This window comes from Streptomyces sp. NPDC086554 (assembly GCF_040686095.1).
Classification (GTDB): Bacteria; Actinomycetota; Actinomycetes; order Streptomycetales; family Streptomycetaceae; genus Streptomyces.
In genome coordinates this window covers 1-21,022 of sequence record NZ_JBFBJK010000049.1, presented here as the reverse complement: position 1 = coordinate 21,022, position 21,022 = coordinate 1, and the positions used below count along the sequence as shown (strand labels likewise).

Sequence of the window (21,022 nt, the reverse complement as noted above, 5' to 3'; positions counted from 1 at the left end):
TGATCGCCCGGACAGCTCCTGGTGACACCGTGTCCTGTGCCAACGAGCGCGGCCGTGCGCACAGCCGGCAGGGCCCGCCCGTGACTGGAGCCGGCCGCTGGACCGACAACTCCGTCGCGATGGAGGCGAGCCTGAAGCGTCCGCCGATCGGCTCGGTGCACTCACCCCTCCCTCACCCCCAGGTCTCACCGGTGACCAGATCGGTTCCGAAGTGCCGGGCAGCGACAGCTTCGATGGCCGGGCAGGGAGTGCCCTCGCCGAGCTTGAACGTATTGACCACGCAGGTCTGCACGGGATGCGTCGGCCCGCCCGACCGGCCGCCAGTGTTCGCCTCCAGCGGCCGGTGCTGCGGCGCGGCCAGGGCGAAGCACGCCAGCACGGTGCGCTCGTCCTTGTACCAATAGTGGTCCAGGACCGCGGGGTTGCTGAAGTCGAGGCAGTCGAAAGCAACGGCAATGTCCTGCTGCCCAAACGGAGCTGTGCGCAGCGCGGGCACAACATCGGCGAGGATCTCGCCGCGGGCCAGGAGCACAGCCCGCTCGACCGAGACGCCCCACGGTGGCGGCTCGCCGCCCGGGCCGCCATCGGGAACGCCGTCCTCGGACACGAGTTCCGTTCCGACGGCGGGCGGCTCGAACCGGGCCCGTCCCAGGACACTGGCCCAGCCCAGACCGGCGTTGACGCACAGCTTGCCGGCGAACACCGCCCATGGCGTGCGCACCAGTCGCTCCCTGCCGAGATCCACCACGAAGCGCTCGAACTCCTCCGCGGGGAGCAAGGCCGGAGTGGCGGGCGCAATGAAGGTGTCGGTCCAGATACCCATGCCATCGTTCTAACAACACCCCGAAGCCACGTCATCCAGATATCAGCGCAACCTGGACGCGGGGCTCAACCACAGGCGAGTCACCGTGCAGTGCTCGCCCCCCCGGTGCAGCAGCGGTGTCGGGACACGGGCTTCGAAGGCGCCTGCCATCCCCTGAGATGACGGTACGTCAGTAGATGCGGATGGAGTGCAGGCGAGAAGCGGACAGGCGTTGTACGTGGTGCCGGTGGGAGTGGCGAAATGGCCCACGCCGTGCCCGTGCCGCTGCCGTCCGCGCTCGTCGATCACCACGCTGACGACGTGGAACCAAGAACACCGAAGGCCAAGAACACCGAAGGCTTGGGCATGAACTCAATGACGTCGCCACGGCCCTCCGGCCTCACGGCCGACAGCGTGAAGTGACGCTGTGATGGGCACCGTAGGACTTTGCAGGAGTAACGGGGCAAGACCTTCTGTACCGCCGCTGCCAGGGACACGGGGCGAGGAGGTCCGAAACCTCCAAGCTGCCGGTTGGCTCATTCATCGCTACGGCAGACCCCTCCACCACGGCGCTACACGGCCAGATGACAGCCGTTCAGAGGGTGAACCCCATTCACACAGCCGGGCTGCCGCTACTGCAACTGACTCTCGCTCAGCTCACGTGAGGGAGGCTTCGAGGGCCGCCCGTTGGTGCGGAGGAAGGTGATCGCCCAGAGGGACCTTGCGGGGGCTGTGATCGCCTTCACAGATCCAGCTCCGCTCCTCCTCGTCGAACCACCAGCCCTCGGCGCCCCACATGGGGTGTCCCTGGAGCAGGTGCCTGGCCAACGACTCGCTCGGCTCAAGAGCACCCTGAGCGACCAGCGCCTGGACCACCGCGGTCACGGCCTCCTCCGGAACCGCGCCGTCGCCGAGAACCGGCAGAAGAAGGAGGAGACGGGCGTGCGGGTCGGTGACGCCCGCGGCGCCCGGTGGTGCCTCCAGCAGGGCGGCGAGCTCGGGCCAGCACAGCCCGGGACCAATGCGGTCCTGATCGTCGCTGGCCAGGACAAGATCCTGGCTCCAGTCGGTATGCGTGAGGAAGTAGTCCGTGGTCGTGAACTCCTCGCCGTTGTTGTAGTGCACGACGATCGTGAAGCCGCCGGCCAGAGGCACCGTGAACGTCGGCCACGCCGACGGATCTTGGAGTTGGTCCAGCATGGCGGCGGCATCGCCCGCATCGCAGCCGAAGGCTTCCGGCGGGTGCCCCTCGGACAAGTCCGCCAAGTGCGCGGGCCAGAAGCCCGGCTCGTCCAGGAGCGGATGCCCGTCCACGACGGGCGACGAGGAGTACCAGAGCCGTGCCATCACCATGCCGGGATTCTCTCAACCCCGGTCAGGACTGTTCGAAGACCCCGGCCCTCGGCGTGAGGCCGGTGTACCCCTACCTGGACAATCAGGTCGTACGGGCTCCGCTCGCGTGCCGGTGTTCGACAGCCCAGAGGAGGAAGGTGCGGGCGATGTGCCGCGGCCAGGGGCCTTCGGTGACCCAGCGGTCGATGTCGGACTGGGTGCAGGTGGCCAGGGACGTGCCGGACTCGCGAAGCCAGGGCCCCGATCGCCGTCACGGCGAAGGCCAACCGGAGCAAGGCCGACCATGACCCCTCCACGTGGATGCCCCCGGCCAAGGGCGACCGGTGCGAGTACGTCACCCGCTGGGTCGCGGTGAAAGCGAGCTGACAGCTGGCGATCGACCCCAGCGAGGAAGCCGCCCTCGGGAGTAGGTAGCCGCCGATGGTCAGCGGGTTCACACTCCGGTTATTGCTGTATTTGTAGGTGGGATTTGGACGTGGCTTTCAAACGGCGGTCGGGTGCCGAGCGTGTCCCGGACGATCCGGAACAGCCGCATCGCCCGCTGGCGTTGACGAATAGCGGGCCCGACGCCGTATGGGGCCATCAGTCCGACGTCTTGCGCTCATGGCACGGTGACTCCCCCGATGCTCCGGACGTAGCGATCGAACTGCCAACTGGCGCGGGGAAAACGCTCGTTGGTGGGCCTGTGGACGATCGCGTAATTCCCCAGGGGTAAGTTCACGTAATTCCCCAGGTCCCGGCTTGAGAGGGCTAGGTTGCGCCGGGTAGCCCAAGAGCAACCAAGAGGGCTGAGGAGAGCTCTTCCGCGAACAGTGCCGATCCGGTGAGCGTCTGCCGGATTGCTTCCTCATCGGGCGTCAGTCCGGCAGCGGCCGACCAGGCGAGGGCGCCGGCCACGGCGGGTTCGATGGGGAAGTGCTCCAGGGGTATCTCGTAGCTCTTCGCCATGTCGCGGTTGAGGAGGCCCTCCCAGCTGTTGCCGTCCGGCGTGAGGGCCTCGATGAACCCCACATCGCTGTCGAGGAAGGACACCATGACCGCCGGCGTCCCCGTTCTCTGCACGAGGGCCGACAGGCTGCGCCGTCCGGCGTCGGCGAAGTCCGTCACCTGCCAGCCCTCTGCCAACGCCTCCGTGTCGTCGATGCCCGTGAACCCGGCTTCCCGCATGAGCTGGTGCAGTTCCCCTGTGGACCGGGTCGTCAATGATCCGCCTGAGTTTCCCATGGTCAGCAAGGTAGCGGATGCCTCTGACAAGCCGCTCAAACGCTGGCAAGGGAAGCCGCGACGACCGATCCTAGTGGCCCTTGTCGGTCGAGTTCCTGGGGCGCTTGTTGGGGCGGTAACTGGGCCCGTTCATGAAGAGGGGATACCAGTCGCTGGACGCCCGGTTGCTCGTGATGATCAGAGACCTGCCCTGGCGTTCGCTGACCAGCTCGTAGAGGTCATCCGCCTGGGCCGCGGACATCTGGCGCATCGCGAAGTCGTCGAGGATGAGGACGTCGGGTCGGATGAGTTCGCGGATCCGTTTCTCCCAGGAGCGGTCCGCATGGCCGCCAGCCAGGTCTGCCAGGATCCGGCTGGTCTTGGCGAAGCGGACGTGGGCGCCCTGGCGGACAGCGAGGTGGCCGAGGGCCTGGGCGACGTGGGTCTTGCCGACGCCGACCGGGCCGAAGAGGATGACCGACTCACCGGCATGGAGCCATCGCCGGGCGCCGAGGTCACGGATCTGTGCTGCGGGCAGTTTCGAGGAGGCCGTGAAGTCGAACTCGTCCAGGGTGACTTGCTGCTCGAACTCGAGCAGGCGACGCCCGGGGGCGCGAACCGTGAAAACATCGGTGACGTCGGTGTCGGTGCCAGCCAGGTCTTCCGGGCACGTAGCCCAGTCGTCCTGCCGACCGTGGTGGTCGGCCATCTCCACCAGCAGCGGCCAGGGCTCCATCAGGTCGCTTTCGGCAGGGCGCCAGGAGACAGGCAGCGGGTAGGGGTCGTTCTTCAGCCGCCGCAGCTGGGCTTCGGCCTCCCACTGACCCCGTACGGCCAAGGCCAGGCTGTCCGCTATGTCGCCGTTCGGGACCTGGGCCGCATGCTCATGCCGGTCGGCCCGGTAGCCGAGCCAGGAGACCGCAAGCGCGGCCACGCCCACGATCAACCCCAGGGCACTCAGGCCAAGGCTGAACACTCCGGTCAGCACATCGAGCTTGAGCTCGTCACGTATGACCTTGCGTGCGGTCCACACCAGGCCAGCCACACCGGAGCACGCCGACACGAGGCCGACGGCGCACAGCGACCGCTGGAACCATGAAGTCCCCCTGCACATGCAGCGCATAGTGCCCGACGCACAAGGCGGGATGGCCTGGTCGGATAGCTCATCCCCCCAAAGGGGCACCCGGAAGGGAACTCACCGCTGATCAGCTCCAGGTGGCGGGCGGCAGTGAGGAAAATTCGAGATCGGCATCAGGGCCTCGCATTCCCGCGGCGCATTCGGGCAGTTCCCATACCCGACTCCACCATGGACGGGGCCCGACGGGGTGCCCCGCACGCTCAACAATGTGCTGATCGCTGAACTGCTCGCGCTGCGCAGCGGTGGCGTCCGGCGGCTATCGGCCGGGGTGGTGGACGAAGCGGTAGGTCGCGCGGTCCAGCTCGGTGACCTCCACCGCGAGCGCGGCGGGCGCGTCCACGTACCGTTCCAGCAGAGCCAGCACCCGCGCGCTCAACTCGGCGCGCAGCTCTACGCCGCGACCAGCGAGGATCTTGATCTCGACCAGCACCATCGCGCGCCCGTCGGTTCCGTCGCCGACCGCGTACTGCCCGGCGGGACGGAAGACCGTCTTGCACTCCGGCACGGTCGTGTCGATCACCTCGGTGATCAGCGGATGCAACTCCTTGGCGAAGCCAAGGTGGTCGAAGTTCACATTGGCCGAATAGTCGACCAGGATCTGCGGCACACGAACCTCCTGCGGCAAACGCCCATGTGGGCGCGCGACGGACACATGGCGACGCTACACGCGCCTGCCACCACCTGATCAGCGAGGGCCACGCATGCCGGCTGAGCCTCGATCCCGCCACCTCCGGGCGGCGCCCCGTCGCACCCGCGCCAATACCTGGCGTGTGCCCACTATGTGGCTCGGCGGGCCGTAGCCGATGCGCCGGTTGACGCTGCCGAGTTCATCAACCGGGCCAATCGGTCCCAGGCGGCTGCCGATCTCGCCGAGGGGCGCGTAGCAATCCGCCGACCCCTGGTCAGCTCGCCGAACCTGCCGAACTCTGCCGTGCGCTGCGGCACTTCGCCCTCTTGTCCCGCCTCAGTCCCGGTCACCCTGCTCGTCCGGCCCGTCCTGCTCGTCCGCCGCCGCACCGACGACGTAGCGGTCCTTGACCTTCATCTCGGTCACCGCACGCCCCTCGGGGAAGACCCTCTGCCAGTCACCGGACACGTGCAGCTCGTCCGTGCCCATCGCACGCACCACCATCAGGCCCTCCTCATGTGCCTTGAAGGCCTTCATCCACAGGTTCGAGAACGCCTGGGAACGGATGAGGTGCATCCAGTCGGGGCGGTAGAGCTCACGGTTGTAGTTCGAGGCCCCCATCGTCGAGACGAACTTGGAGTACATCGCCTTCACGTACTCCAACGTCACCTCATCGCCCTCGACGATCGCCGTGTCACGGGCGTCCTTGAGAGCGATACGGAATTTCTCCAGCAGGTTCTCGGTCGCACCGGAGGTGAAGGACTCGTGGATCTCGGGCGGGTCACACAGGGCGTACTTCGGGCCCGACAGGCGCAGCAGGAGGCGCAGGGTGGGTTCGGTGACCCACAGCGGGCCCGGCTCGTCACGCTGGCCGATCGGGTTGGGCAGTACCTGCTCGTGCTCCCAGGCGGGCGGGGTGATCAAGTGGACCCCGGCACGGCGGCGGTCGTGACCGAGACCAGCGGAATGTTCCAGCTGACCCAGCGGCAAATGCGTCTTGAGGGCAGAGAGGTAGGCGCCGTTGATGTCGAGCACGGTCACCTCATGCCGACCGGGCGGCAGCTCCGCGCGGGTCCACTTGGGGCGGGCCTCCCAGACCTGATCCGCACCCCTGGACGTCTGCTTCTTAAGGATGTCAGGGATCCAGGGATGCGCCACGATGTCGTAACGAGCACCCTTGCGGGTCTCGTCCAGCAGCGCCATCGCGTCCGGGATCGCCCGCTTGATCAACGCGGCGGTCGCTGCCTCCACATCGCCGGCGTGGTCGGCGAGCGCCGCGGCGACTGCCTCGCCGATCAGGTCCGGCATGTCGGATGCGGCCTGGACGCGACGACCGGCTGACACGACCTTCATGCCGGGCACGGGGGTGCGTGGGGTGCGCGAAGCCGGCTTGGGGGCGGCCTGCTTCACAGGCTCCTCGTCAGCGGCGGGCCGGGCTGCAGGGGCCGCCACCGTAGCGGGCCGGCAGTCAGCGGGGTCCAGGTGCTGGACAAACCCTGCCACCCGATGTCTGGCCGGAGCCCCGCACAGCACACACGGCTCCCCCGCGGCGAGAGCCTCCACCTCATCGGCGTACTCGTCGCACTCCGGCGAAGGAGCGTCAGCTGCTGGGGCAGGGGCCGCTGCCGCCGGGGGCCGCTCGGTAGCGGACGGCGCGCTCCCCGGCTCGGCCTCGGTGGTGAGTTTGGCGCTCAGTCCGTCCAGCAGGTACGCGTACTTGGTGCGGACCTCACCGACCGGATCCCGGCCGGACTCCCACCCGGCGACCGTGGACGGGCTGACCCCCAGCGCGCGGGCCACCTGTGCCTTTGACAGTCGAGCGAGCTCCCGCAGCTCCTGTCGCCTCGCCGGGGCCGGGAGCCCGGCTTCCGGGCCGACGGCCGCGAGCAGCGAATCGATCGCATCGAAATCACCCACGTCACTCACCGCGCTGCCCCCTTCCCGGAGCCGGCGCGGCGATCCTCGTGGGCGATGAGCGCCTCACACGCCCTGGTCGGACCCCCCAAAAGATCCAGCACGTCGATGCCATAGAACCCGGCCAGGACATCGACATCACGCAAAGTCCACGAACTCACACCCGACTGACGGCGCGAAACCTGCGTCTGCGTCAGCCCCAATACCCCCGCAACCACCCGCTGCGACTGCCCCTTCGCCTGCATCAACGCCGCCACCGTCAACCGCAACGACTCCTCCAGACCCAACGCCATGACAGCCACCCTACCCCACCGTCATGCATAAATCGCATCAAAACCCACTCGCGCATCACACATGCGAATTGCTCCTCAGTCGGTGTGGCGGTGGTCCGAGCGGGCGTGAAGCCTGCCGAGCGGCCCGCCCTGGCCCGGCGGTCAAGGGCTCCGGGAAAGCCGAAGCCGATCCGGATTTCTGCCGTGCCCGTTCCCGCGGCCGGTACAGCGCTAGCGTTGGGTCCCATGATCGTATGGCTCAACGGCACCCACGGCGCGGGCAAGACGACGACCAGTGCACTCGTGCAGCAGCTGATCCCGGATTCACGCGTGTTCGACGCCGAGAAGGTCGGCGAGACTCTCATGGACATCACGCCGGGGCTGCCCGGGACGGACAACTTCCAGCACTGGCCGCCGTGGCGGCCGCTCGTCGTCGAGACCGCCCGCCGCGTACTCGACTACACCGGCGGCACTCTGGTGATGCCCATGACGGTCCTGGTCGAGCAGTACTGGCGCGAGATCAGCACGGGCCTCGCCCAACATGCCATTCCCGTACGGCATTTCGTCCTCCACGCCGACCAGGACACCCTCCGCGGGCGCATCGCAGGGGACACTGTTATTGGCCCCAACTCCCCGTTCCGCCTCAAATACCTCGAGCCCTACGCCGAGGCGGCCCGCACATGGCTGCACGGCGAGGCCGAGGTCGTCGACACCACGCACCTCACGCCCGCCCAGGCCGCCCTGCAGATCGCAGAGGCCGTCAAGAATTGACGCCCCGCCCGCCTCACCAGGTCTTGCCGGCCTGCTCTCGGATCGTGCGGTTGATCCGGTTGAAGAAGTTGGTCAGCGCGGTCTCCAGGGTGATCGCGCCCAGCTGCTCCTCGCTGAATTGGTCCGCTGCGGCGTTCCAGATCTCGTCGGTCACGACCGGTGCGCCGTCCTGGAGGCGGGTGGCGGCCTCGGTCAGGGCGAGGGCCGCCCGCTCCTGATCGGTGATGGTCCACGCCCCCGGCGTGAATCGCCTTGTAGAGGTGCTGGATCGCTGTGATCACGTCGGGATTCGCCGCGCGTGTCATGCGTGCTTCCATCGGTGTTGCTCCTTCATCGGTTACCTGCACCCCTTCGGGCCCGTCATCCCCACGACGGAGCAGAACCGAGGAAGGTAACAACATGTCCGACACCAGCCCGACGGACCCGATGACTGAGGCGTTCGAGGCCCAGCGCGACCGGCTGCGCGCGGTCGCCCACCGCATGCTCGGATCGCACGCCGACGCCGAGGACGTGGTCCAGGAGGCCTGGCTGCGCCTCTCCCGCCAGGACGCGGCGCCCATCCATAACCTCGCCGGCTGGCTGACCACGGTGGTCGGGCGGATCAGCCTCGATGTCATGCGATCGCGCCAGGCCCGCCCGGAGGCGTCCTACGACGAGGGCCTGTCCGAGTTCGTGGTGACGCTCGACGACAGTCCCGCGCCCGAGGACGACGCGGTGCTCGCCGACTCGGTCAGGCTCGCGCTCCTCGTCGTACTGGAGTCGCTCAGGCCGAGCGAGCGGCTTGCGTTCGTGCTGCACGACCTGTTCGCGGTGCCGTTCGACGAGATCGGCCAGATCCTCGGCAAATCCACCGCCGCAGCGAGAGGTGGTCCAGGCCTTCCTGGCGGCGGCTCGCCGCGGTGACTTCGAGGAGTTGCTGCGCGTACTCGACCCCGAGGTGAAACTGACCGTCGACACCCCGTCCGGCGTAGTCGTCGCCCTCGGCGCCACCAAGGTCGCAGCCGGCGCGCAACTGTCCGCCGGCGCAGCCGCACAGGGACGGGCGGTGCTCGTCAACGGCCTCCCAGGGATCATTTCCTGGCACGAGGACGGCACCCCGCTCTCGGTCCTCGCGTTCACCGTCGTCGACGGCCGGATCACCGACATGGAGGTCGTGATCGACCCGGCCAAGCTCGCGCTGATGGCCCTGCCGGATCCGGCGCGAATCCCTGACGGGCGGGCGCTTTCTCGTGTGCAGGCCCGCTAGAAGGTGTAGCGGGTGTGGCTGAACACCTGGCCGTCGTGCCCGAAGCCGTACGCCGTGCCGGGTGCCACAGCGAACAGCAGGTCGTTGCCCTTGCGGATGCTGTCGCCGAAGCCGTAGAAGGTCCCCTCCGGCGAGGTGATGTGGTCCCCGTACTGCGCCTCGAACGCGGCGATGACCTCGTCCTGCCGCGCCGGATCCGTCACCCGCTCCGCCGTGCCCTCGATCACGATGTCGAGGCCTTCGGAGAATGAGTTGCGCCCTGTGGTGAGTACGCAGTGGGCATTGCCGGCCAGGTTCTTCGCCTTCTGCTCCCCCGGCCCTGTGCTGAAGTGCAGCGCCCCGTCGTGCCAGGCGGCGATCAACGGCGTGACGTGCAGCCGCCCGTCCGGCCGGACTGTGGTGATCCAGAAGACCTCGGCGGCCCGCAGCTGGCGCTGGGCCTCGGCCCAGTCGGTGGCGGTGACGTTCTCCGCGCCCGGGCGCGGGTTGAGCGCGGAGCTGTAGCGGGCGTCGAGCTCGGTCCTGGGCTGCTTCGGCGTCATGCGGAACTCCTTTCCCTCTTCCTACGACGCAGGCTACGCAGCCCGGCCCGGCGGCGCTCAGCCCCGGCGGGGCGCAGCACCCCGAATCCGGGTCCTGCCGGGACACCGCGGCTTTCGCGGCGTCGGCGGCGCAGTCCGCATCGCCCAAGGCCCAGCACTCGGCCGCCCCGTGCGCGAGATCGCCGCAGCACGATCCGGCGATGCAGAGTCACGCATGTCCCCCGTCCTCTCCCCCGGGTGAAGCCGCAGGCCCGGACGGCGCGACCACGGTCGGGCTGCGCCAGGCCTGGATCAGTTGGCCCAGGCGTCGAGCCGGCGTTTCGCTGGGCCAGAATAGGACCGCCCCGGCCAGGGCCAGCAAGCCCGTACACAGCCCCACGGTCACCCAGGCAGGCAGGCTTCCCTCCACCATGGCCATCCCGCAGGCGGCCGCCGCTGCCCCGAGCAGGCTTCCCGCCCGCACCGCGCTCACCATCACTGCCCCTGGCCCATCGGGCGGCGCAGCGTCATCGACAGGCGCGGCGCGTGGAGCAGGACGCGCAGGGTGTAGCGGACGCGGGCGCGGCGGGTGTGGAGCGCCGCCAGTTCGGCCGTCCATTCCTCCTGCCACCGTGCGCGTCCGCGGGAGGGCAGCAGCAGCGTGAGCGCGGCCAGCATCCGCCCGGTGAGGGCGTATGAGGCCGCAGGTTTCTTGAGGACGGCTGAGGCCAAGTCATGCAGTTCGTCGCTCACCTGGGACAGCCCCGCCGCCTGCGCCAGGGGTGCGAAGACATCGACGGTTTCGCGTGCCTTGCGGTAGCGGGTGGCCTGGGACACGAACGCGATGGTCCGCATGTTGTGCAGCCGGTCGGCCAGCCGGATGGCCAGCACAGCCGCCTCAAAGGGCACTACGCCGTTAGGCACTTCCGGGGCTGCGGCGGGGGCGTCCAGGGAAAGGGGTCCCAGCGGAGCAGCCGGTACGGCCCGCACCAGGTCTGCCACATACGAGCCGAACAGCTCGGCGACGCGTTCGGGCGGGCAGGCGGTGTCTTCGAGGTCATGCAGGAGGGCCGCGCAGACCACGTCAGAGGGCATACCGCACTCGGCGACGATGGCGGCGACCGTTGCGCAGTGGGCCAGGACCGTGTCCCCGCTGCGGCGGATGTGGCCCCGGTGCCAGACTGCGGCCTCCGCGTACGCGCGTTCCACCAGCGCCGTATCCGCGGCGGGTTGACGGCGTACGCTCGCCAAAAGCGCATCCAGGGAAGGGCGTTCACCCGTGTGCCGGATGCGCCGGGGCCATAACCTCTTCTTCCTCATGACACTCCCCCGTCAGCGGCCGGACGGGCGGCGGCCCATCCCGGCAGCGGCTGCTTGCGGGAACGGTAGGCGCGCGCCAGGGCATCGCGGGCCTGTTCGATGCCGTCCTGAGTGATCCGGTAGAAGCGCCGCCGCGGTCGGCCGGCCTCCTCATGCAACGCCGGGTCCTCCCAGGTGCTGTCCACCCAGCCGACCTGTTCGAGTCGGGCAAGGATCGGATAGATCGTGCCCGACGGCAGTCCCGCCAGCTCGCAGAGCTCCAAGCCGTATCGCTGCTTGGCGGGATCCTCCAGCAAAGCCCGCAGCACCAGTTGGGTCTGCAGGGTCATCCGCAACGTCACCATACTCGTACTCTACATAGCCTATATATGGCCTGTCTAGGATAACGGGATACCCTGGAGCTCGACCGCGACCAAGGATGCCGACGAGCTCGGGACCGAGCCGCAGATCGCCGATCTGCGGGTGAGGATGTACGGACATGGGCCAACGGACATGGGCCATGCGATGAGCGACGACTCGTTCATCGTTCCCTGCATGCTCTCCACGCAGCAACGCCCGATCGCGCGGTACTCCTCGGCGGTGGCTGCCCGGCTCTGGGCCAACGTCCGGTACTGGGTGTCGATCTCGACCTGCACCGCGTCGGCGTCAGCGGGCAGGCCGGCGGCCAACAGCTCCGCCAGCCGGATCATCTGCGCCGTGCGCTCGCGCTCGTCGGCCTCGATCTCGGCCTTGCTCAACGCCGCGGTATGCCGCTCGACGGCCCCGACCAGCTCCGGGAAACCGCGCAGGACCTTCATGCACTGGGCGCGACGGTGTCAGCCAGGGCATCCAGCCGGTCGCGCTCGGCGAGCAGCCGACGGCAATGGCCCCGCAGGGCCTCCAGCTCGTGACCCTGCGCGGCCAGGATCCGGCCGATCTCAGGCAGTCCCAGGCCCAGCGCCCGCCGTACGAGAACCTGCTGCAGCCGCAGCAGTTGGCGCTCCTCGTAGTAACGGTGGCCGTTGGCACCGATCCAGGCCGGCGGCAGCAGGTCGATATCGTCGTAGTGCCGTAGTGTCCGGGCCGTCACACCCGACATCCGGGCGGCCTCCGCGATCGGCCAGGCCATCGCCGCCTCCCTCACACCTGCTTCACCGGGCCGGAATCTCCGGCCCTGCTCAGGACGGTAGAGGCTTCCGCTGCGGCAGGATCAAGCCCGGCTCTCAGCTTCTTACGCGCCGATCGGCGGCCGCACGGACGGTCATCACGATCGGCCTGCTTGAGAAACCCTGCGCTGCAAGGCATCGGCCGGGCCGTGGAGACCTGCGTTGCCGCCCACCATGACTGCCTGCGGGCCGCACCACCGGAACTCAAGCCGCCATCCGCCGACACGCTGCCGGAGTCGGCGCGCTCGGGCACCACCCCGCCCCACAACGACTCGCACCACCGTGCCCCGGATCCTGCGGGGCCGCGGGCCCTGCGCAGGAAAGCCGTGCATGCCCTGGTCCACGAACTGCTTGAGCAGGGCCACTCGCGCCGGGCGATCGCCCGGCGCCTGGGCTGGGGCCTCAACACCGTGCTGCGCTACGCGAGCGCCACCCGCTGGCAGGACACCATCCACGAAGGCCGGCCCCGCCCCGGTCGGCTCGACCCGTTCAAGCCCTACCTGAAGCGGCGATTCGCCGAAGGATGCACGAGCGTCACCCGGCTGCACCGCGAACTGCTCGCCGAGAGTGCTCCCGTCACCTACGGCATGGACCGCGCTCATATCGCCACCCTTCGCGCCTCTCCGTCCCCAGCAGCGCCCCCACCACCGACAGTGCGGCAGGTGACCGGCTGGCTCACTCGCCACAGCGGCGCCAGCTTCGCACACCACCTGCGCCGCGACTTCGACGCCGTGACAGCCGGACTCACCCTGGAGTGGAGCTCCGGCGGCACCGAGGGCGCCGTGAACCGCATCAAAAAAGATCAAAAAGCAGCTCTACGGACGCGCCGCATTCGAACTACTCCGCAAGATGATCCTGCTCCAGTGCCCCTCCGCGGCCTCTCATCCCGCGAGATCCATCAGCGCCTCGTGGCGCACAGCCCAGCTCGTCGACGAACAAGAGATCGACGCTGTCGCACCGCTACTGCCCCTCCGCGCCGCTGCACACCTTGTCGTGGCTACGCTGCCCCTGTCCCGCCGCCGCTGATTCGGAATGGTCCTCGTGCCTCCTTCTCTCGAACTCTGGTTGCTCCCAACGGGCTTCATGCTGATCGGCGCTGTCACGACCGTAATTGCGTGTCGTGCCCTCCTCCGGGACCGGAGCCTGCGCCGGAGGGGCGCGAGGGCGGAGGGGGTGGTGACCCGCTTGCACCCCACCAGGATGAGTTCCAACCGCTCGGGCCCCTCGACCATCGTGTACTACCCGGTCATCACCTGGACCACGGCCGACGGCCGCCCCATGGAAACCGAAGGCCACATAGCCCGCGAGCTCCACCGCAACGCGCCACCCGGCACCCCGGTCACGGTCTACTACGACCCGGCAGACCCCTCCCGCTGGACGCTCTCGTCGGCGGGCACCCGCATCTACTGGCTCGTCGGCGCAACGGGGACGACCTTTGCACTGATTGGGGTAGGAATCGCACTGGTAATGGTGTTCTGGGGATCTTCATTTGAAAAGTGTGATGGGGGTACGAGCGACTACAGCACCTCGTGCCCCTAGGGACCGGCTGGCGCGGGCCCCTCAATGGCGTCGCGGCGGTCAAGGGCGACTGGCTCCCGCTCTCGGGTTCTGGCTCAACTTCTGGATGCTGTTGGTGATCTTCATTCGTCATGGTGAAGTCCCGTCGTGAAGGCTCCCGTTGGGCGGGGTCTCGTGCTTCGTTGAGCAGGGCGGGGTGTTTCGAGCGGTCGGAGGTGTGACCGCCATGTCCATGGGGTTGGGCTCCGGACTGGTGATTCCGCCGTTGACGGTGCGGATGGCGCGGGCGAGCAACCCGCGGGGCACGGCGGCGATGTGGGTACGCGACCGACTGGACGAGCTGTTCACGGTCGAGGACTTCGTCGACTGGTATCCGGCCGACGGTCGGCGGGGCCTCTCTCCGGCCCGTCTCGCGATGGTCTCGGTGCTGCAGTACGCGGAGGACCTCACCGACCGGCAGGCCGCCGAGGCGGTGCGCTGCCGCCTGGACTGGAAGTACTGCCTCGGGCTTGAACTGGATGATCCAGGCTTCGACTACTCGGTACTCAGCGAGTTCCGCGACCGCATGGCCGAGGGGGACCGCGCCGACCGGCTGCTCGCGGTGATGGTCGACCGCCTCGCGGCCGCAGGTCTGCTCAAGCGGCGCGGTCGGCTACGCACCGATTCCACGCACGTGCTTGCTGCGGTCCGCCGACTCAACCGCGGCGAACTGGTCGCCGAGACCCTGCGCCTGGCCCTGGAGGAACTCGCGGAGTATGCCGAGGACTGGCTGGCTGGGCTCATCACACCGCAGTGGGGCGACCGCTACGGCCGTCCGGTCCGCTACGACCGACTGCCGCGTGGCGGGGAGGCTCTGCTCGCCTATGTCCTGCAGGTCGGCGCGGACGGGATACGCATCCTGCGCGCCGTCCATCGGGCCGAGGCCCCGCCCAAGCTCCGGCACCTTCCTGCCGTGCAGGTTCTGCGGCAGGTGTGGGTGCAGCAGTACTGGTGCGACGAGGACGGCCAATTGCGATGGCGAGGCCCGAAGTCCACCCGTGACCGGGCCAGCCGGAGAAAGATGGAGCAACGTAACACCGGCAGGACCTCGGCTGATGGCAGGCCGGACCCGGCGACTGCACGGGTACCGTGGTCGAGCATCGAGATCGTCACCCCGCACGATCCGGAGGCCCGCTACAGCCACAAGATCACCGCGGCCGGGAAACGCGACTGGATCGGCTACCGCGACCATCAGACCGAGACCTGTGACGACACCGGCCCGAACGTGATCGTGCAGGTCGTCACCCGCCCCGCCCCGGAACAGGACATCGACGCCCTCGAGCGCATCCACCAAGGGCTCATCGTTCAAGGGTTCCGGCTGGTGGAGCACGTGGTCGACGGCGGCTACAGCACCCCGGACAGCATCCACCGCGCCGCCGAGACGTGGGGCATCACGCTCTTCGGCCCGGCCCGTGACGATCCTCTGGCCGGCCAGCGTCCGGGGTTCTCCAAAGAGGACTTCCAGGTCGACTGGCAAGCCCGAACTCTCACCTGCCCCAACGGCGTCACCAGCCCGCCCTGGAAACCGGCCCTCGGCGACGGACACCCTCGACTGTCCGTGCTCTTCCCGCGCAAAGCCTGCCGAGAGTGCGCCGACCGGCTGCAGTGCACCGGCAACGCCGACGGCAAAGGGCGCCATATTTTCCTGCTGCCCCAACCCCAGCAAGAGATCCAGACACGGATCCGGCACGAGCAGAACACCGACCACTGGCGGCGCCGATACGCGATCCGCGCCGGCTGCGAGGCCACGGTCTCCGAAACCGTCCACGCACACGGCCTGCGAAACTGCCGCTACCGCGGCCTCGCCAAGACCCACGTCCAGCACGTGCTGACCGCAGCCGGAACCAACATCATCCGCCTCAGCGAATACTTCCCGCCAGGCACCACATCCGGGCAATCGCCACGTTCGAAGAGTCGACTTCAGCAACTCTGCCGGAAGTTGACGACCTGAAGATCACCAACAGCATCACTTCTGTGGTCCTGCTGCAGCGGTTGCCGGTGCTGGATAACGGCTCGCCGCACACAGGACGATCCTCTACCTTGAGCCGGAGCGGGATGGCGCGCATTCTCGCAGGCTGCGGTGCCGTGGCAGAGCGGCCCATTGCGATCGCCGTGGGCGAGGTCCCGCTCACGGCGACTGACGGAGACGGGGCGGGCCTGCCCCTATCTGTCCGCGGGTTCAAATCCCGTCGGCACCGCAGCCGACCTGGAACTCTGTCCAGCGCAAGCACTGCGACGCCGGTCCAGGTCCACAGAAGTTGAGCCAGACCCCGCTCTCGTGAACACCGCTTATTCGCGCGAGTGCGCGACTCTCCATCTCATGTCGAAACGACGTCCCAACACAACTCGCGCACATAGCCACGCTCGCTGAGATCGAAGGGCGTGACCCTCCGCGACCGCTCCCCAAGATCTGGCTCTGTCGCTGTTTTGGGGGCAGTGACTGCGACCACGGCTTGGGCGTCACGTGGGTATGGACGGGGTCGTGAGCGTTGCTGATCTTCTCTTCCCCGGTGCGGCTGTTGAGGCCGAGCGGTTGTCGCTCACCGAGGACGAAGTGCTCGTGGCCGCTCGGGCCAGGGGGCATGGTTCTGTCTGTCCGGAGTGCGGCTGGAGATCATCCCGGGTGCACTGCGTACGGGCCGTCGCCGAAGCCCTTGGCGCCCGCGTCCTGCGCGTCGACGGTTCCCTCGCCGGCTGGCTGCGCGCGGGCCGGGCCGACGTCGTGCTGCTGCGCCCCGACCACGTGGTCCTCGACACTGTTGTGCCGGGTGCCTCCCGCTTCACCGGCACGGAAGCCTGGGCCCCGCTGCTGGCCCCGCACCCCACGACCCGTCATGATCGTCATGACCTCCATGACTTCATGGCCCGCCTCGACGAGGAGCGCACGTTATGCCCACGCCCGAACCGGCCGAACTGCCCGAACCCTTCTGGACCCCCGATCCGGACGAGTCGGCGACCAGCCGCATAGCGGAGTTTGCCCGCCGTGTCGGTGTGGACCCCGCCGACTACACCGCCCTGCACCACTGGTCCGTCACCGACCTCGAAGGATTCTGGGCGGCCGTCTGGGACCACTTCGCCGTCGAGGCGGCCACTCCGTACGAGCAGGTACTGGCCGAGGAGAAGATGCCCGGGGCCCGCTGGTTCCCCGGCGCCACCCTCAATTACACGCAGCACGCCCTGCGCCACCTCGGCGCCGACGCACCCGCGATCATCGCGCTCGACGAGACCGGCGCGAGCCACGAGGTGACGGGAGAGGAGCTGCGTACCCAAGTGGCCTCGGTCGCCGCGACGTTACGCGACCTCGGCGTCGACCGGGGCGACCGCGTCGTCGGCTACCTCCCCAACACCCCGCACGCGATCGTCGCCTTCCTGGCCACAGCCTCCCTCGGCGCCGTCTGGTCGGTCTGCGGCCAGGACTACGCGCCCCAGGCAGCAGCCGACCGCTTCGCCCAACTCGAACCCACAGTCCTTGTCGCTGCCGACGGCTACCTCTTCAACGGCACCACCCACGACCGCCGCGAGGCCGCCCTCGATCTGAGCCGGGCCCTGCCCACCCTCAAAGCCACGATCCTGGTGGAGCGCGCCGGCCTGCCCTGGCCGACCGACCTCGCCGAACCGACTGTCACCTGGCAGGAAGCGGTCAGCCGCACCGCCCCACCGCTCCACTGCACCCCCGTGCCGTTCGACCACCCCCTCTGGGTCGTCTTCTCCTCCGGCACCACCGGTCTGCCCAAGGGCATCGTCCACGGCCACGGCGGCGTCCTGCTCGAACACCTCAAAACAATCGGCCTGCACAGCGATCTCGGTCCCGGCGATCGCCTCCTCTGGTACACCACCACCCACTGGATGATGTGGAACCTCGTGGTCTCCACCCTCCTCACCGGCGCGACCGCCTGCACCTACGACGGCAGCCCCGCCCCGCAGGCCCGCCCGGACGTGCTGTGGGAACTGGCGGCCAGGCATCGCGTCACGCTCTTCGGCACCAGCCCCCAATACCTCCTGGGCATGGCCAAGTTCGGCATCGACCCGTCCGCCGCCCACGACCTCTCGCAGGTCCGCGCCATCGGCTGCACCGGCTCCACCCTGCCGGCCTCCGCGTACCCCTGGGTGCGTGAACACGTGTCTGAGCACATCCAGTTGGCGTCGGGCAGCGGCGGCACCGACGTCGTCTCCGGCTTCGCGGGCAGCGCCCCGACCACCCCGGTCTGGGCCGGCGAACTCTCCGCCCCCTACCTCGGCGTCGCCCTTGCCGCGTACGACACCGAAGGCCGCCCCGTCACCGACCAGGTCGGCGAATTGACGATCACCCGCCCCATGCCGTCCATGCCCCTGTACTTCTGGAACGACCCGGACGGCACCCGCTACCGCGACGCCTACTTCTCCACGTACCCCGGTGTCTGGCGGCACGGCGACTGGATCACCCGCACCGCACACGGCTCGGTGATCGTCCACGGCCGCTCCGACTCCACCCTCAACCGCAACGGCGTCCGCCTCGGCAGCGCCGACATCCACGACGTGGTCGAGCGCCTGCCGGAGATCGCCGAATCCCTCGTCATCGGGGCGGAGGAACCGGACGGCGGCTACTGGATGCCGTTGTTCGTGGTCCTCGCCGACGGCGCCGTCCTGGACGACGCCCTGCGCGACACGATCCGCCGGGCCATCCGCACCGGCGCCTCACCCCGCCATGTCCCCGACGAGATCCGCCAGGTCCCCGCCATCCCGCACACCCGCACCGGCAAGAAGCTCGAAGTCCCGGTCAAGCGCCTCCTCCAGGGCGTCCCCGCCGCCGAGGTGGTAAACCCCGGCGCCGTCGACGACCCCGCGCTGATCGACTACTACGCCCGCCTGGGCGCCGAACGCCGCGAGGGCCCCGAGGCCACCTGAGCCGCCGGCACGAAGGGCCCCGCTGCGAGTAGCGGGGCCCTTCGTGCCCAGTAGTCGAAAAATGCGGAGCCCCCGTCCTCCAACTCCGGGAGGCGGGGGCGTCGTCGTACCTGGCTCACGTCTGGCACTGCTTCGTCACGGCTCCGCTCCAGTTGCTCCACGCCCCGCCGGCCGGCCTCACATGCACCCGGATTTCGGCGGTGGCGTTGACGGGGCCGCAGACGCGGTCGGTGTTGCCGATCTCGAACGGACCGATCGTGGACCTGCGCTGGACGATCGTGCGGCCGTTGCCGAGCTTGACCCAGTGGCCGCCTTCGCGGATCCGGAAATACGCTTCGTAGTCGACGTAGGAGGCGTGGGCGCGGGAGTTGGTGATGACGGCGTGGGCGGTGATGTTCCGCATGAAGACGTGGCCGTCCTTCCACCGTTCGGCAGAGATACAGCCCTGTGCGCCGATGTTCTGGGTCGAGACGGCGCCTCCGCAGGCAATGGCGGCGGCGTGGGCGTCTGCCCGCCGGTACTCGTTCCATGCCTTTGCAGCGGTCAGCATCCCTGTCATCCACGGCTCCGGATCGTCAGCGGTGATCTCCTCCCGGACGCTGACGGTGGCCGCCATGAATGCGTCCAGGCCCTCCTTCGTCGCCGTGGCCCACGCGGGCACGTGGGAGGCCCATCGCTCCGCCTTACGGGGCGTGTGACCCTCCCGGTCCGGTTGGTGTGGGGCTATTGAGAGGCGGTCGGTGGTGTGAATAGTGCCTGGACGGTTTCGGTGGCCAGCTCTCGCAGCCAGGTGTGGGCGCGGTCGTTGTCGTAGCGCTGGTGCCACAGCAGGTACAGGGGTACGTCGGGCAGCTGGAGTGGCGGCGGCAGTGTGGCCAAGCCGAGTTGTTCCCGGGCCGTGCGGGTGACCGCGTCGGGGAGGGTGACGACCAGATCGGTGTCGAGGGCGAGTTGCAGTGCGAAGGCGGCGGTGGGCCCGGCGGCGACGACGCGTCGTTCGAGGCCGCGTGTGGTCAGGGCGTCATCGATCGGATCGCGGAGGCTTCCGCGCCGCGAAACGGTGAGGTGTTCGGCAGCTGCGTAACGCTCAAGGCTCAGCGGGCCTGCGGTGAGCGGGTGGCCCGGTCGGACGGCGACGACCAGCTGGTCCTTGCCGACGAGGCGGTGGCGGATGTCGGGGAGCGTCGGAGCGCTGGAGCTTGATTCGAGGTCGACCTCACCCCGGCGCAGCTCGGCGTCGTCCGTCCCGGGTTCGGCGGACAGGCGCAGCCGGACGCCGGGGGCCTGGCGGTGGACGGCGGTGATCAGGGCGGTGCCGGAGGCGGCGGTCAGGGCGTCGTGCCAGCGCACGGTGAACACCCGGTCCAGGGCCGGCAGGTCGAGTTCCTGCTGCGCGGACAGAAGTTGGTGGGCCTGCTGCACGAGGGCGTGGACCTGGGCGCGCATGGCCAGCGCGCGGGTGGTGGGGACCATGCTGCGGCCGGTGCGGACCAGGATCTGGTCACCGGTGGCCTTGCGGATGCGGCCCAGGGAGCGGCTCATCGCCGGTGCGGTGACATGGAGGCGTGCTGCCGCGCCGGCGACGCTGCCCTCTTCCAGCAGGGCGTCCAGGGCCGTGAGCAGGTTCAGATCCAGTTGCATGGCAGTAACTCTACAAGTAACAAGCATGCACTTGTTGTTAATGACGGAGCGCCCTACCTTCGAAGTGCGGGGGCGAGACAGCCGCCCCGTTTCGACCGATCCCAGGGAGCCCACCATGAGCACAGCCATGCCTTTCGACGCCGGTACGACGTTCCTGTCCGACGTGACAGCTGCGGTGAAGACCGCCGGCGTCACGCTGCGCGACCGCCACACCTCGCACGCCCGGGGCGTGAGTCTGGACGAGGTCGTCGGCGAGATCCACGCCAACGACGGCGCGGTGCTGGACGTGCTGCGGGAACCCTTGTTGCGGGCCCGACCGGGGTCGCAGTGGGCCGAGGACGAGCTGGCCGGCGGCGCGCTCCCGCCCGGGGAGTGGTGGGTCGTCGACCCCGCCGAGGGCAATATCAACCACGTCCACGGCATGGAGGACTGGGCCGTCACCGCCACCCTGGTCCGTGACAACCAGCCGGTACTGACCGTCGTCCATCTGCCGCTGACCGGCGACACCTACACCGCGGTCGCCGGCGGCGGTGTGTCGACGGTCAAGTTTTTCCTCATCTGGGGTGGTTTGAGCGCCAAGTAATTCTCCATCCGGAATTCTCCTAATTGGCCATGGGTACGGCGGCG

The 21,022-nt window shown here is 68.8% G+C and carries 18 protein-coding genes, 1 tRNA gene and 6 pseudogenes; 10 read left to right on the top strand and 15 right to left on the bottom strand.

Features of this window, described 5'->3' with window-relative positions:
* Positions 1-172: 172 nt before the first annotated feature.
* The gene (locus AB0O76_RS42860; RefSeq protein ID WP_365503048.1) at positions 173-823 is read right to left on the bottom strand and encodes a hypothetical protein; all 651 of its coding nucleotides are present in this window, start codon (positions 821-823) and stop codon (positions 173-175) included.
* Between the two features lie 240 nt (positions 824-1,063).
* Here AB0O76_RS42860 and AB0O76_RS42855 point away from each other — a divergent pair, with 240 nt between their 5' ends.
* A complete protein-coding gene (locus tag AB0O76_RS42855) occupies positions 1,064-1,225 on the top strand; it encodes a hypothetical protein (RefSeq protein WP_365503045.1) in 162 nt (53 codons plus the stop codon).
* Positions 1,226-1,459: 234 nt separating this feature from the next.
* Here AB0O76_RS42855 and AB0O76_RS42850 read toward each other — a convergent pair whose 3' ends face one another.
* Positions 1,460-2,155, bottom strand: coding sequence for a hypothetical protein (locus tag AB0O76_RS42850; protein WP_365503042.1), 696 nt, complete (start codon positions 2,153-2,155; stop codon positions 1,460-1,462).
* Between the two features lie 234 nt (positions 2,156-2,389).
* Between AB0O76_RS42850 and AB0O76_RS42845 the strand changes: the two are divergent.
* Positions 2,390-2,518, top strand: a pseudogene (locus AB0O76_RS42845) (HNH endonuclease); the annotation flags it as partial.
* 387 nt (positions 2,519-2,905) lie between these two features.
* On the opposite strand, the gene AB0O76_RS42840 reads toward AB0O76_RS42845, so the two are convergent.
* The 5 genes from AB0O76_RS42840 to AB0O76_RS42820 form a co-directional block, all read right to left on the bottom strand.
* On the bottom strand, positions 2,906-3,379 hold the full coding sequence (locus AB0O76_RS42840; RefSeq protein ID WP_365503039.1) for a hypothetical protein: 474 nt from the start codon (positions 3,377-3,379) through the stop codon (positions 2,906-2,908).
* A gap of 70 nt (positions 3,380-3,449) precedes the next feature.
* A complete protein-coding gene (locus AB0O76_RS42835) occupies positions 3,450-4,472 on the bottom strand; it encodes an ATP-binding protein (RefSeq protein WP_365503036.1) in 1,023 nt (340 codons plus the stop codon).
* A 280-nt stretch (positions 4,473-4,752) separates the two neighbouring features.
* A complete protein-coding gene (locus AB0O76_RS42830) occupies positions 4,753-5,103 on the bottom strand; it encodes an isomerase (protein WP_365503033.1) in 351 nt (116 codons plus the stop codon).
* Positions 5,104-5,460: 357 nt separating this feature from the next.
* Entirely contained in the window at positions 5,461-7,041 is a 1,581-nt protein-coding gene (locus tag AB0O76_RS42825; protein WP_365503030.1) for a helix-turn-helix transcriptional regulator, read from the bottom strand.
* 5 nt (positions 7,042-7,046) lie between these two features.
* Positions 7,047-7,331, bottom strand: a complete 285-nt coding sequence (locus AB0O76_RS42820; protein ID WP_365503027.1) for a helix-turn-helix transcriptional regulator — start codon at positions 7,329-7,331, stop codon at positions 7,047-7,049.
* A 225-nt stretch (positions 7,332-7,556) separates the two neighbouring features.
* On the opposite strand from AB0O76_RS42820, the gene AB0O76_RS42815 reads away from it, so the two are divergent.
* Positions 7,557-8,081 carry an ATP-binding protein gene (locus AB0O76_RS42815; RefSeq protein WP_365503024.1) on the top strand — a complete coding sequence of 175 codons (525 nt, stop codon included), beginning with the start codon at positions 7,557-7,559 and terminating at the stop codon, positions 8,079-8,081.
* Positions 8,082-8,094: 13 nt separating this feature from the next.
* On the opposite strand, the pseudogene AB0O76_RS42810 reads toward AB0O76_RS42815, so the two are convergent.
* A pseudogene (locus AB0O76_RS42810) lies at positions 8,095-8,398 on the bottom strand (hypothetical protein).
* Positions 8,399-8,480: 82 nt separating this feature from the next.
* Here AB0O76_RS42810 and AB0O76_RS42805 point away from each other — a divergent pair.
* Positions 8,481-9,327, top strand: a pseudogene (locus tag AB0O76_RS42805) (sigma-70 family RNA polymerase sigma factor).
* Here AB0O76_RS42805 and AB0O76_RS42800 read toward each other — a convergent pair.
* From AB0O76_RS42800 to AB0O76_RS42785, 4 genes and pseudogenes are all read right to left on the bottom strand, one after another.
* On the bottom strand, positions 9,324-9,869 hold the full coding sequence (locus tag AB0O76_RS42800; protein ID WP_365503021.1) for a pyridoxamine 5'-phosphate oxidase family protein: 546 nt from the start codon (positions 9,867-9,869) through the stop codon (positions 9,324-9,326). The pseudogene AB0O76_RS42805 and the gene AB0O76_RS42800 sit on opposite strands and share 4 nt — an antisense overlap.
* Positions 9,870-10,343: 474 nt before the next feature.
* On the bottom strand, positions 10,344-11,168 hold the full coding sequence (locus tag AB0O76_RS42795) for an HD domain-containing protein (RefSeq protein ID WP_365503018.1): 825 nt from the start codon (positions 11,166-11,168) through the stop codon (positions 10,344-10,346).
* Complete coding sequence (locus AB0O76_RS42790) at positions 11,165-11,512, bottom strand: helix-turn-helix transcriptional regulator (protein WP_365503015.1); 348 nt, start codon at positions 11,510-11,512, stop codon at positions 11,165-11,167. Before AB0O76_RS42790 ends, AB0O76_RS42795 begins: the two co-directional genes overlap by 4 nt.
* Positions 11,513-11,707: 195 nt before the next feature.
* Positions 11,708-12,276, bottom strand: a pseudogene (locus tag AB0O76_RS42785) (MerR family transcriptional regulator); the annotation flags it as partial.
* Positions 12,277-12,624: 348 nt separating this feature from the next.
* Between AB0O76_RS42785 and AB0O76_RS42780 the strand changes: the two are divergent.
* The 4 genes and pseudogenes from AB0O76_RS42780 to AB0O76_RS42765 all read left to right on the top strand — a co-directional run.
* Positions 12,625-12,744, top strand: a pseudogene (locus tag AB0O76_RS42780) (helix-turn-helix domain-containing protein); the annotation flags it as partial.
* A 601-nt stretch (positions 12,745-13,345) separates the two neighbouring features.
* On the top strand, positions 13,346-13,852 hold the full coding sequence (locus AB0O76_RS42775; RefSeq protein WP_365503012.1) for a DUF3592 domain-containing protein: 507 nt from the start codon (positions 13,346-13,348) through the stop codon (positions 13,850-13,852).
* A gap of 205 nt (positions 13,853-14,057) precedes the next feature.
* Positions 14,058-15,821, top strand: a complete 1,764-nt coding sequence (locus tag AB0O76_RS42770) for an IS1182 family transposase (RefSeq protein WP_365503009.1) — start codon at positions 14,058-14,060, stop codon at positions 15,819-15,821.
* A 128-nt stretch (positions 15,822-15,949) separates the two neighbouring features.
* Positions 15,950-16,068, top strand: a tRNA-Arg gene (locus tag AB0O76_RS42765).
* A gap of 416 nt (positions 16,069-16,484) precedes the next feature.
* On the opposite strand, the gene AB0O76_RS42760 is transcribed toward AB0O76_RS42765, so the two are convergent.
* Positions 16,485-16,715: a hypothetical protein gene (locus AB0O76_RS42760; protein ID WP_365503006.1), complete on the bottom strand. Its 231-nt coding sequence runs from the start codon at positions 16,713-16,715 to the stop codon at positions 16,485-16,487.
* Positions 16,716-16,759: 44 nt separating this feature from the next.
* On the opposite strand from AB0O76_RS42760, the gene AB0O76_RS42755 reads away from it, so the two are divergent.
* Positions 16,760-18,754, top strand: coding sequence for an acetoacetate--CoA ligase (locus AB0O76_RS42755; protein WP_365503003.1), 1,995 nt, complete (start codon positions 16,760-16,762; stop codon positions 18,752-18,754).
* Positions 18,755-18,869: 115 nt separating this feature from the next.
* On the opposite strand, the gene AB0O76_RS42750 is transcribed toward AB0O76_RS42755, so the two are convergent.
* Entirely contained in the window at positions 18,870-19,370 is a 501-nt protein-coding gene (locus tag AB0O76_RS42750) for a hypothetical protein (RefSeq protein WP_365503000.1), read from the bottom strand.
* 107 nt (positions 19,371-19,477) lie between these two features.
* Entirely contained in the window at positions 19,478-20,395 is a 918-nt protein-coding gene (locus tag AB0O76_RS42745; protein ID WP_365502997.1) for a LysR family transcriptional regulator, read from the bottom strand.
* A 115-nt stretch (positions 20,396-20,510) separates the two neighbouring features.
* Between AB0O76_RS42745 and AB0O76_RS42740 the strand changes: the two are divergent.
* Positions 20,511-20,927 (top strand): annotated as a pseudogene (locus tag AB0O76_RS42740) (inositol monophosphatase family protein); the annotation flags it as partial.
* Positions 20,928-21,022: the final 95 nt, after the last annotated feature.